Annotated in this window: 8 protein-coding genes, 1 tRNA gene and 1 pseudogene; 3 read left to right on the plus strand and 7 right to left on the minus strand. The window is 37.2% G+C overall.

Annotated elements, in window-relative coordinates; all coding sequences use genetic code 11:
• Window positions 1-20 precede the first annotated feature (20 nt).
• Both J7R12_RS07065 and J7R12_RS07070 read right to left on the minus strand, forming a co-directional pair.
• A complete protein-coding gene (locus J7R12_RS07065; protein WP_126603534.1) occupies window positions 21-872 on the minus strand; it encodes a TPM domain-containing protein in 852 nt (283 codons plus the stop codon).
• Window positions 872-1,516 (minus strand): LemA family protein, encoded by a 645-nt coding sequence (locus J7R12_RS07070; RefSeq protein WP_126603533.1) that lies wholly within the window; start codon window positions 1,514-1,516, stop codon window positions 872-874. The genes J7R12_RS07065 and J7R12_RS07070 overlap by 1 nt, the downstream gene beginning before the upstream one ends.
• 498 nt (window positions 1,517-2,014) lie before the next feature.
• Here J7R12_RS07070 and J7R12_RS07075 point away from each other — a divergent pair, with 498 nt between their 5' ends.
• A complete protein-coding gene (locus tag J7R12_RS07075; RefSeq protein WP_126603532.1) occupies window positions 2,015-3,166 on the plus strand; it encodes an MFS transporter in 1,152 nt (383 codons plus the stop codon).
• Between the two features lie 54 nt (window positions 3,167-3,220).
• Window positions 3,221-3,569 (plus strand): annotated as a pseudogene (locus J7R12_RS09055) (late control protein); the annotation flags it as partial.
• A 438-nt stretch (window positions 3,570-4,007) separates the two neighbouring features.
• Here the strand turns inward: J7R12_RS09055 and J7R12_RS07080 are convergent.
• Window positions 4,008-4,083: transfer RNA gene (locus tag J7R12_RS07080), tRNA-Lys, on the minus strand.
• Window positions 4,084-4,537: 454 nt separating this feature from the next.
• On the opposite strand from J7R12_RS07080, the gene J7R12_RS07085 reads away from it, so the two are divergent.
• Window positions 4,538-6,091: a TerC family protein gene (locus J7R12_RS07085; protein ID WP_126603531.1), complete on the plus strand. Its 1,554-nt coding sequence runs from the start codon at window positions 4,538-4,540 to the stop codon at window positions 6,089-6,091.
• Between the two features lie 326 nt (window positions 6,092-6,417).
• Here J7R12_RS07085 and J7R12_RS07090 read toward each other — a convergent pair whose 3' ends face one another.
• From J7R12_RS07090 to J7R12_RS07105, 4 genes are all read right to left on the minus strand, one after another.
• A complete protein-coding gene (locus J7R12_RS07090; protein WP_126603530.1) occupies window positions 6,418-7,371 on the minus strand; it encodes a lysylphosphatidylglycerol synthase transmembrane domain-containing protein in 954 nt (317 codons plus the stop codon).
• Between the two features lie 26 nt (window positions 7,372-7,397).
• On the minus strand, window positions 7,398-9,137 hold the full coding sequence (ybaL, locus tag J7R12_RS07095; RefSeq protein WP_126603529.1) for a YbaL family putative K(+) efflux transporter: 1,740 nt from the start codon (window positions 9,135-9,137) through the stop codon (window positions 7,398-7,400).
• 104 nt (window positions 9,138-9,241) lie between these two features.
• Window positions 9,242-11,749 carry a protein translocase subunit SecD gene (secD, locus tag J7R12_RS07100; protein ID WP_126603528.1) on the minus strand — a complete coding sequence of 836 codons (2,508 nt, stop codon included), beginning with the start codon at window positions 11,747-11,749 and terminating at the stop codon, window positions 9,242-9,244.
• A gap of 72 nt (window positions 11,750-11,821) precedes the next feature.
• Entirely contained in the window at window positions 11,822-12,196 is a 375-nt protein-coding gene (locus tag J7R12_RS07105) for a hypothetical protein (protein WP_126603527.1), read from the minus strand.
• Window positions 12,197-12,222: the final 26 nt, after the last annotated feature.

A 12,222-nucleotide genomic window follows, 5' to 3' on the forward strand; every position in this document is an offset into this window, starting at 1 on the left:
TCCACAAAACTACCCGCATTTTACCATCTTCCTGTTGCACCACCACCGCCTGATGAGCCACCTCCGCCCCTGAACCCTCCTCCACCTGAAGGACCACCAAATCTTCCACTAGGATATCTGCTGCCCGCTCTTAAGTTAAGAAACCAAGGTGTGAAAATGATACCCATCCAGAGATATTTCTGTGGGCCTACTTTTTTTCCAAAAATCATTGCAAGAATGGGCAGGCCAAATATTATAAAAAAAACTAAAGCCATAATTGCATTGATGATCATTTGTTCTTTTTCAGCTTGTTTACGTTGTTCTTCAACAATTTTAGCCTTTTCTCTGATTCTAAAAGAAAATTCAGAATCACTTTCTGTAATAACGTTGATAATTGCCTGAACTGCTTCAAGAACGCCTTTTTGATAATTTCCTTTACGGAAACTGGGAAGAATAAAAGTATTAATGATAACTGAAGAAATCGCATCTGTTAGTTGTCCTTCCAAACCATATCCTACTTCAATACGCACTTCCCGCTCGTTCGGTGCAACGACAAGCAATACACCGTTATTGAGCTGTTTTTGACCTAATCTCCATGTGCGGAAAAGAGAATTGCTATATGTCTCTATATCATGCCCTGAAAGGGTAGGGAGAGTTACAATAACAATTTGATCTCCAGTTTTCTCTTCGAGTTCAGTTAGTTTCTCTGTGAGATTTTGCTTTGTTGTATTATCAAGCAAATGAGCCACATCGTTAACATAGCCAGTTAAGGGAGGAAACTTGGTTTGTGCGTAAGTCACACACCCCAATGCAACAAGCAAACATAGAGCGCTCAAAAAAGCCTGTAAGCTTAGAAAAATGCTGCGTTGCATAGAATGTCGAAACGATTTCATTAATTAAAATGGACCTTTGGTGCTTGCTGGCTATTGGTATCAATCGTAAATGTTGGCATAGGTTTAGCATCACGAAACCATAGTTTTGCCCAAATCAGTGTTGGCATTGTTTTGAGAGCAGTGTTGTAGGCACGTACGGTTTCGATATAATCACGGCGTGCAACAGAAATCCGATTTTCAGTTCCTTCTAATTGCGATTGCAGAGCAAGAAAATTTTGATTTGCTTTAAGATCAGGATAGTTTTCGACAACAGCCATAAGACGTGACAGTGCGCTTGATAAATTTGCTTGATTGTTGAGATATTGCTTCATGAGTTCTGGGTTATTTAACATATCGGCATTAATATTTACTTGCGTTGCTTTGGCACGTGCTTCAATAACATTTGTAAAAACAGCTTGTTCATGAGCTGCATAAGCTTTGACAGTTTCTACAAGATTAGGAATGAGATCTGCACGACGCTGGTACTGGTTCAGAACTTCACTCCATGCCGCGTGTGCTTTTTCTTCATTTGTTGGTATCGTATTAAATCCACAGCCACTTAAAAATGGTATTAAAAATACTAAAAAAAGAGCGATTGAAAATCGTCTTAACATTTTAACCATAGAATAATTAGGTATCATTGAAGCAGTTTGTAAATTTAACATAAAAATATCTCCACAGTTATTTTATGTATATATAGGATATATCTTTTTTGTGAAAAGTATTTTTGATTTCATAAAAAAGAATTCTTCAAAAATTGAGCATTTACAAGCGATGTTTGTTTATTCTTTTAAGGTATGTGTTGTAGATTTAGGTATCTCTCGCTCTAAGGGTAATGCTGCTGGAAGTTTCTGAAAATCTTTTTTGCAAGAAATCGTTGACGATGAATTGCGTACTGTTTATCCAGAATTATACGTATAAGCCGATGAAGGCTTAGAATTGGATTATCCATGCCTTTATGCCACACATAATACAATTAACCGGTTTTGATAAATGTCAAATTATGACAAGGCATTATTCATTCATTTTTCCGGCATTTTTCCGGATATCAAATTGATAGGACTGGAGATCCGTATAGCGGCTGTTGCCATATTTGTAATAAAAGATAAATTTTTATATTAAAGTGATATATTGATTACTTTATCGGCGTTATTGGGGAATAAATGACGAGTATATTAGCGTTTGGATTTTTATTTAACGGTATAAGGATTTTAACAGGCGCCTTTATTGTATTTTATATGTTTGAAAAAGGGTTAACGCTTATCGATATAGGTATCATTAAGTCATTTCAAGCTTTTATTATGATGGTGACAGATATTCCTCTTGGATATTTTGCAGATAGAAAAAGTTATAAGTTATCTATCATTTTAGCAGCGGCTTTTGCAACTACATGGCTATTCCTCATGGGAGTTTCTACAAGCTTTAGTGGTTTGCTTTTGGCAGAATTTTTTAATGCATTATCACTTACATTGATTGCTGGTGCCTATAATGCTTTACTTGTTCAATATGCGAAAACAAAACTTACCTCTACTAAAAAAGTACTCGGTTCAAGCTCTCAATATAATTACATTGGCATGTTTATATTTAGTTTGATAGGTGCATATTTTGCCGATTACTCTCGTCAATATATATGGTATATCTCTGCATTTTTAATGATGATGACAACAATATTTGGTTTATTTTTTTTGGATGATCTCAAAGGAGAGCAAAAGTTAAGAAAAGCCAATTCTTTAATTTCTGACGCAAGAGAGATGTTATCTCTTTTTGTTAAAGTTCCTTATATCTCTCTATGTTTTTATTTTTCACTTATTTTTTTCAATATATTTTCGCAGTATTGGCAGTGGATATTTAAAGATTATGATATTCATGTGACTTATTTTTATCTTGGTGTGATATTTTCTCTTATATTGTTTTCCCAGCTATTGGCGAGTTTTCTCTTCACAAAACTGAGTGAGAGGATGAATTTTGTTTTATTGCTGTTTCTTTCAGTTTCTATGATTTTTACAGTTGCTTTTTTTGATCCAGGAAAAGAAATTGCTGTTCTTTTAGTCTGTATGATTTTTTATTTAATTAAGTATACATCTCTTCGTGTAGAAGTTGTTTTGCACGATAGCATTAGCGATAATCTCAGGGCTACATATGAATCTTTCTTGTCAACTGTTGGAAGGCTTAGTCTATTGCTATTCTTTTACTTTAGTGCGTATATGGTAAATATATTTGGCTTTTTGTCATTAGTTTATATTTTGGGTATTTATTTATCTATTTATTTGTTTGCAGTGTGTTTTTTAGAAGGAACTCTCAAAAAATCTCAGTGAGAATATTCATATATCATTATAATGAGTATTTCATGTGGTTTCAGAGGGAGATGTTTTGTTGTCAAGTTTATTGTCAGTTTGGGAGACAGTGAGGGAAAGATTTTGCGGCTTTGTGGTAAAAGTGCTTCGATGGATAAGCAAATCATCGTTGGCAAGATTGTTGAAATCTTAGACAAGCGCTATGGTTATCAGGAAAAATTAGTCAACAGTTCATTAAAAAACTTTACCTTATATTGTTCGCACGGATTAATCGACGGTTGTTTTTTTAACACATCTTGCTGAGTGTATGCAGGCGTGTTTTTTAATCAAGGACAATAAGTTTTTATTTTTAAGCGGGAACAATTTACCGGCATTCGAACTTCATAAACATGACTTTTCTAGCTGGGAGTTTACCCTCGAGCTATGAACCCAATATGGCACCATTAAAACCTCTTATTTCCTAATGATGTATTCAAGATGCGAGAAGACTTCAGTCAATTTAGGCAAAAAGGTGTTACTCCATTTTATTCGTGCGGTTTTAATAATGAGATTCCCGCTAAGGAGTTGATCATCTGCAAATTACGCGTTTTGAAAAAGATTCATTAAAGAGGCTTTAAATAACCTTTGAAAGGTCTTTGAAGATCCTGTGAGATCCCCCTTTAAAACCCTTTAAAAAAAATAAATTGGTACAAAATCTTATGTCCAAGTTATACAAAATTTACCGACAATCTACAAAGAGAAAAGAAAAAATGCCCCGTTGTAGAAGCATGATTTGAAATCCTATTCCCTCACTTTTATTCACACATCTCTCACCTTAAAAACATGTGGGAAATCAATAAGTTATATGAAGCTTAAAAGCGTATGGTGGGTGATGAGGGGATCGAACCCACGACCCGCTGATTAAGAGTCAGCTGCTCTACCGACTGAGCTAATCACCCAAGGCTTCTTGAAAGATAAGAATGGACGATTCTATAACGTTCCTAAGAAAGGAAGTCTAGATGATTTTCTTGTTTTTTATCTAAAAATGCTAAAGTCTATAGCGAGATTGGTTATACAGTTAAAAATATGATACAAACCTCTTGATCTTATATAAAAATAGACCCATTATAAAAAGCTCTGTAAATAAATGTTCTGATTATTATGGGACTATAGTTGGAGGATCGTCGAGCGTAATGCCCGAGAAAAATTCAGAAGAGCCTTCTTGTGATTGTAAGAAGTTTAGGCTGTTGTACTGTTTTGTAAATTTTATCAATAATTGTGCGCGTCTAGGAAGTACTTTTCTTTCTGCTAATGCAATTTTTTTGCACTCAATTTTCTTGATCAATTGTGCGAATGAAAGCTCATGAATCTGTTTTATCAATTGCGCACTTTTAGGTTTTTAAAGGGTGAACTATGATGGATTGGATCACTGATCCCCATGCGTGGTTTGGCTTGGTCACGTTGGTTTTTCTTGAAATTGTTTTAGGAATAGATAACCTCATCTTTATTGCGATTTTAGCTGAAAAATTGCCACTGCATTTGCGTGATCGTGCACGCTTGATAGGCCTCACTTTAGCATTAGTTATGCGGCTTTTTCTTCTTACGGTTATTGGATGGGTGATGAATTTTGATACGATCATTTTTTCATTCTCGTCTTTTGTATTTAGTTGGCATAGTCTTATTTTAATCGGTGGTGGGATTTTTTTACTGGCAAAGGCAACGCTAGAATTACATGAAAGATTAGAAGGCGTGTCGCATGAAAGAAAAACAGGCATTGCTTATGCGGTTTTTTGGCAGGTCATTGTGCAAATCGTGGTGCTGGATGCTGTTTTTTCTCTAGATAGTATTATTACTGCAACAGGTATGATTGCCAAAGAACAGGCAGTGGTTATGTATATAGCAGTTATTGCTGCTATGGGGGTGATGATGTGTGGATCTGGCGTGCTTATGCGTTTTATTAATCGTCATTCCACTATCGTAATTCTTTGTCTTGGCTTTTTGATGATGATAGGCTTTACCCTCATTGTTGAAGGATTTGGCTTTCATATTCCAAAAGGATATTTGTATGCTGCTATTGGTTTTTCCGTTCTCATTGAAGCCTTTAATCAAATTGGGCGTCGTAATCGTGAGAAGATGATTACAACAAATGATCTACGTGGTCGAACAGCTGATGCTGTTTTAAGACTCTTAGGTGGGGGCAACAAAGACGGTAATCTTGGTGAGACTGTAGATGTTATTGCTGAACAGGCGGCAGCTTCTGAGTTATTTAGACCGGAAGAAAAAGAAATGATTCGGGGTGTTCTCGATTTGGCGGATCGTCCTGTTCGCTCTATTATGTCGCCGCGCAATGAGATTGAGTGGTTGGATTTAAATGGTGACGAGAATGAAATGCGTGAAGAATTACAACAGGTTAAACATAGTCGCTTAATTCTTGCACGTGAAAAAGTGGACGAATTTGTTGGTGTTGCTTTGACAAAAGATCTTCTTTTAAATTTGGCTGAGGGAAAAAAGATCAATTGGAAAAAAGCCATGAGAGAGCCACTCGTCGTTCACGAAAATACCAGCGTTTTACGGTTGATGGAGCAATTACGCCATTCTTCGATTCAGCTGGCAATTATTGTTGATGAACATGGGTCTTTTGAAGGAATTGCAACACCAACGGATATTCTTGAAGCCATTGCAGGTGACTTTCCTGATGATGATGAAGAACCTATGATAGCTGAACAACTTGAAAATGGAAGCCTTCTTGTTGAAGGATATGCGGATATCCGTCGTTTAAGTAGTTATCTGGGGCGTAATCTTGTTGATGAAGCAGATCGTTATACTACTTTGGCAGGATTTATGCTTTGGCGGTTTGGTCATTTACCGAATGAGGGGGAAAGCTTTGAAGCTGATGGTTTGTGTTTTAAAGTTATCGAAATGGATCGCCGGAATTTATCTAAAATCCTTATTTCTCCACTTGTGTAACTAGAAAAAAGCACATTACTTTTAAGTAAGGTGATAGAAAAACACACTCTCTTATAAAATAGTCATCTTGATCACTATTGAACAGTTACAGAAGCAGTTGTTTTTCTATACAGGAATTCGGTTGATGGGTTTATGAATGATTTTTTGAAGAAGAATGATAATATCAAGTATCCTTGTGTATTTTGTACCATGTAGATTGGTGTGAAAAGGCTCTCTAAGAGTTAATATAAAAAAGATAACGGTTTGATTGATATACAGGATTTAATTCTGTGCAGTTGTTATTGTTTACACGTGCACGAAAAGAGAAAGCTATAATTTCCCTTTATTTATTCAGGTGGTGTTTTGGGGCTCTGTTTCCAATATTGTTGCGTTTCAAAAATTGCTACGACAAATAATGAAATGATGAGTGGTATAATCAAATAAAGCATTCTAAATACAATAAGTGCTGCAACAACATCAGTTGGATTTACACTGGGCATGCCTGTTATGAATAAAGCTTCCAAAACACCAATCCCTCCGGCAGGGGCATTGGAAAGAAGAGTTATCGTGAAAGATGCAAGAAAAACACCGAGCACAGAAATAAAATGAATATCTGTATTATGCGGGAGGACAGCGTATATAATTCCTGCTGCTCCTAAAAGCTCTAGAGGGCTAATGAGAAGTTGTTGAATGACAATTTTTAGCTGCGGGTAGGAAAGCTGAATTTTTTTTCCTAAGTGTAAGGGTTTTAATTGAAGCCAGCTGCCAAAAGTATAAAGTGCTATACAGCTGAGCAGAATTGCCCCCATTGTTGTTCCAAGCCATTTAGGAAGTTCATCATGAATGAGAGTAATGATTTCGGGTTTCAGAATCAAAACAATTCCGAAAAGTAAGATTGTACCTATCACAAAAGTAAAAGAACAAAAACCTACCAATATTGCGATTTCTGTTCCATTCAATCCTTTCATTTTATAGGCGCGATAGCGTACGACTGCGCCAGAAAAAACAGAAGCACCAATATTATGCGAAAGTGCATAAGTAGTAAACGAACATATAGCGATAAAAATCCAAGAAATTTTATGGCCCAGATGTTGCAAGGCAATTCGGTCATATCCAGCAAGAGCAGCATAAGCTAGAAGAGAGCACAAACAGGCTAACAACCAGTCTTGTGCATTTAAATTACTCAAGCGTTCCAGTACATCACCAAAAGAAATGGCCGAAAGCTTTACATAAAGAATGCGGATAGAAATCAGCATTGCTAGGATGCCAATAAATGGCCATATAAATTGCTTTATTTTCACGCGTCTTTATCCATTTTATGTTTTCTTCAATTTAATTCATGATTGTGCATATTTTTGACAGATCTTTGTCCTTCTATATGCTCGATAATACCATTGGCAATTTCCTCATCATCCGTTACTACAACATTTGCACCTAAATCAATCAGATAAGTTGTTTCTACATCGGATAATGCATGCGTGATTATCTGAATGTCCTTCTTCATATCACGTATATTCACTATACATTCTCCTACTTCAATAGTACTTCGCATTGTAATAACGACTTTATATGCAGCACTCATATTTGCTGCGTTCATTATTTCTTGTTGAATAATATTCCCGCAAATGACCTCGAACCCGTCTGCAATTGCTTTATCAGCGAGGCGTTTTGATTCTTCGACAATCACTATAGGTTCACCTCTGTTTATTAAGGATAATGCAACACATTTACCAATATGTCCGTAGCCAATAATCACGATATGGTTTGTTAAAGTTGTTGGTAAAAAATCTTGGTCCGAATCTTGCAGATTAACATCATTGATTTTTTGTGTATCTTGTAAATTTGTAGGAAAATTTTCTAGACGTTTTTTAATTTTATCACAGGCAATAAAAACAAGAGGATTGAGCAAAATAGAAAGAATTGCACCTCCAAGGATTAAATCATGGGCGTCGTTGTTTAAAAGTCCTAAACTCAAACTTAAACCCGCAAGGATAAAAGAAAATTCTCCGATTTGGGCAAGGCTTGCAGAAATGGTCAAGGCTGTTGCGTTAGAATAGCGAAAAGCTTTAACGATGAAAAATGCAACAACAGATTTTCCTAATATAATAATGGAGAGTGTTGCTAAGAGAGGAAAAAAATGGGTGAATAGTTTTCCTGGATCAAATAACATGCCTACAGAAACAAAGAAGAGAACAGAAAATGCGTCTCGTAGTGGTAAGGATTCTTCCGCTGCACGATGACTTAATTCTGATTCACTCATAACCATGCCTGCAAAAAAAGCACCAAGAGAAAGAGAAACACCAAATAAATGGGCTGCTCCAAATGCTACGCCTAGTGCAATCGCAAAAACGCTAAGACGAAATAACTCTCGTGATCCCGATTGTGCACTCACCTTTAAAAACCATGGGATAACACGCCGTCCAATAACAAGCATAAGGGCGATAAAGATGAAAACTTTCAAGATGGTGAGACCAAAAATTCCCCCAATACTTAAATCTAACCATTGAACAAGAGGATCAACCGCTTCTTTTTTTGTATTGCCAAGGATATTTGCTAGTGATGGTATGAGAACGAGTATAAGAACCATCGCTAAATCTTCAATAATCAACCAACCAACCGCAATGCGTCCTTTTTCTGTTTCAATAAGATGGCGTTCTTGCAAAGCACGCAAGAGGATAACAGTACTTGCTATTGATAAAGCTAGACCGAAGACTAGACTACCGCTAAATCCCCATCCCATGATCAGACCAAGACACAAGCCTAGAAAAGTAGAAAATGCCATCTGTGCAATGGCAGCAGGGATAGCAATAGCTTTTACAGATAAAAGATCTTTTAATGAAAAATGGAGCCCTACACCAAACATCAGCAAAATCACACCAATTTCAGCAAGTTGGTTGATAATAACAGAATCTATTTTAAAGCCGCCTGTGTTGGGCCCTACAATAACACCTGCTAACAAGTACCCCACGAGTGGTGAAATACGCAAACGGCTAGCAACCATTCCTAAAAGAAATGCTAAACATAAACCTGAGACGATAGTTGTAATGAGTGGTGTGTCATGGAGCATGGATTATTTACGACTTTTTATCAAAAAATGAGTGAGTTGAAATGACGGTAATTTTTTATGAAAAGAGAGAGAATAGTCTGTGAATGAGCATGGCATTTTTATTTTCATTGAGTGTTTTTACGATTATTCCGTTCTTGCCACCAATTTCCTAGCAGGAGTAAAATAGGAGCGGCAATAAAGATAGAGGACGATGTTGCAATAATAATTCCAAAGACCATGGGGACCGCAAAATTATGGACTGCACTTCCACCCCATATCGCCATCGGTAACATCGCAAGAACTGTGGTCGCTGATGTAAAGAGGCAGCGAACAAGAACTTGGTTAATGGAGAGATCAATGAGTTCACGCAACTGCATTTTTTTATAAAGACGCATATTTTCGCGCATTCGGTCATAGACAACAACCTTATCATTTATCGAATAACCAACAATTGTTAAAAGAGCGGCGATAGCCGTTAAATTGAAATCAAATTGAAATAAAGCAAAAAAACCAATCATTTTTGTGGTGTCTAAAATGAGTGTTACAATTGCCCCAACGGCAAAGAACCATTCGAAGCGCAACCATATATAGAGGGACATAGCAATTGCAGCGAGAATAACAGCAGTAAAGGCAGCTGTGGCAAGCTCCCCTGAAATTTTGGGACCAACAACCTCTATTTGATCGAATGTGGCATCTGGATAGATGGTGTGTACTGCTGCTTTGACCTTATCAATGGCAACGCTTTGTTGTGCTTCACTGCCACTTTGTTTTTGCATACGAATCAGAACAGTGTTTGCATTGTCAATATTTTGTAGTGTAATTTCACCAATGTTAAGGGTAGAAAGCTTAGAACGCAAGGTTGCTAAGTTTGCTGGGGCTTTTGTGGTAATACTCATTTGACTTCCACCAATGAAATCAATTCCAAAGTTTAAGCCAGGCTTAAAAAATAGAAAAACTGAAGCAAGTGATAAAACAATTGAAACGCCAATACCGACGAAGCGCGCTTTCATAAAGTGAAAAGATGTACTTTGTGGGATGATATTGAAAACAGAGTGAAGATGCAGAGTTTTAATTTTCCATTTACGGATTGCCCAAATCATCATGATGCGCACGATAGTGATATTTGTGAACATGGAGATGATAATACCAAGCAACATTGTGACAGCAAAACCGCGAACAGGACCGGTACCAAACCAAAACAGTAAAATAGTTGCAATAATTGCAGTAACATTGGCATCAACAATGGTGGCAAAAGCGTGTTTAAATCCACGATCTAAGGCTGCAAAGGCGCTGACACCCTTTCGGCTTTCTTCACGAATACGCTCATTGATGAGAATATTGGCATCAACGGCAATACCGATGCCTAAAATAATACCAGCAATACCTGGAAGTGTGAGTGTTGCACCCAAGAGGCTGAGTGCAGCAAATGTTAAAATCGTGTGGAGAGCTAATGCTATATTCGCAATGATACCCCAAACTCTGTAGAGAAGAAAAATGAAAATCGTAACAAGAACGAAGCCAACTATGCCGGTGTAAAGTCCCATTCGGATTGCGTCAGCACCAAGATTTGGACCTACAGTTCTCTCTTCAATCACAGTAAGTGGTGCAGGTAAGGAACCAGCGCGGAGGAGAGCCGCCAAAGTCGAGGCTTCTTTGGGATCAAAGTTCCCTGTAATTTGACCTTGCCCATTGGGAATAACACTATTGATAGTAGGGGCAGTCAAAACTTTATTGTCAAGAACGATTGCAAAAGGACGGTTAATATTTTGTCGTGTTATTTCCGCAAATATTTTTGCACCAGCAGAATTCATGGTGAATGAAATAATAGAACGTCCTGGCATTTGCGGGTCAAAACCTGCACGGGCATCTTTCAGGACATTTCCATCTAAGGCGATTTGATCATAAATTGCGTAACGTTGTGTTTCATCTGTATATCCAGGAAGAATTGAAACACCTGGAGGGGGGGTATTAATATCTACATTAGAGGGTACCAGATGAAAGGACATTTTAGCCGTTGTTCCTAAAAGATCACGCAGCTGCTTTGGATCTTGTAATCCTGGCAATTGAACCATAATACGATCAGTTCCTACCTTTTGGATAGCCGGCTCCGTAACACCAACTTGATCTATACGGCGACGAATGATTTCTAAGCTTTGTTCAATAGCATTGCTTATACGATCTTTCATACCAGCTTCGGTTAATATGACACGGATAGTCTCATTTTGAGAACTGATAGCGATATCATGAGTTGTGGTACCAAAGCTGTTGTGTATAGGGGTTATTAATGTCTTTAAAGCAGAGAGTGCTTTTTCAGTTTGTAGTGGATCAGAAATAACTGCAACGACGCTATTTTCGATAATACGAACACTCGACGTAGGGATTTGTTTTTCGCGGAGTGTATTACGTACATTTGCTAAAACTATGTGTAATTGATCGCGCTTTAGCGTTTTGCTATCGACCTCGAGGAGGAGAGAAGAGCCTCCTTGAAGGTCGAGCCCAAGTGTTACACGGGTATTGGGTAAGAATTGTGCGTTTTTAACCTGTTCTGGCGAAAATAAATTGGGTAAGGCAACGTAAATGCTGCTTAAAAGGATGAAACAATAAAGAGTAGTTAACCAACTGGGTGTACGCATGATATATTCCGCTATAGGCAATCTCTAAGAGTATTAAAGTTAAATGCTGAGATAAGATGATAGTTTTATAATTCAAGCAAGAGGAGGAGCGCGTTTATTTGAAAAATATTGCGTTTGAAGGTTTTTAAGTTGTGTGTAAATAACTGTGGTAATTATGAGAAAGAGACTTAATGTGAGAGGGTTTTGAAAAGTACCGATAGGTAAAACAGGATTTGTATGGAGTGTTATAAACTTTGTGTTTTCAGTTATTGTAGCATTCATTTGTTCGCGCTTGTTTTGTGGATAAAGCGTCTCTGTTTTCACTATATTATTTTCTTGTGATCTTTTGATTAGATAAGGACGCGTCCCTAGGTCGCTCGTCAATAACACACCAAAACTTGACAGAAGAAGCCAAATTGTAAGAGGGAGAAAATTTTCTTTTTTGCAAGAGAGGTGCAAAAAAAACATGCTAGAGGCGCCTTCTTTGATTTGTT

This window comes from Bartonella vinsonii subsp. vinsonii (assembly GCF_902825235.1).
GTDB lineage: Bacteria > Pseudomonadota > Alphaproteobacteria > Rhizobiales > Rhizobiaceae > Bartonella > Bartonella vinsonii.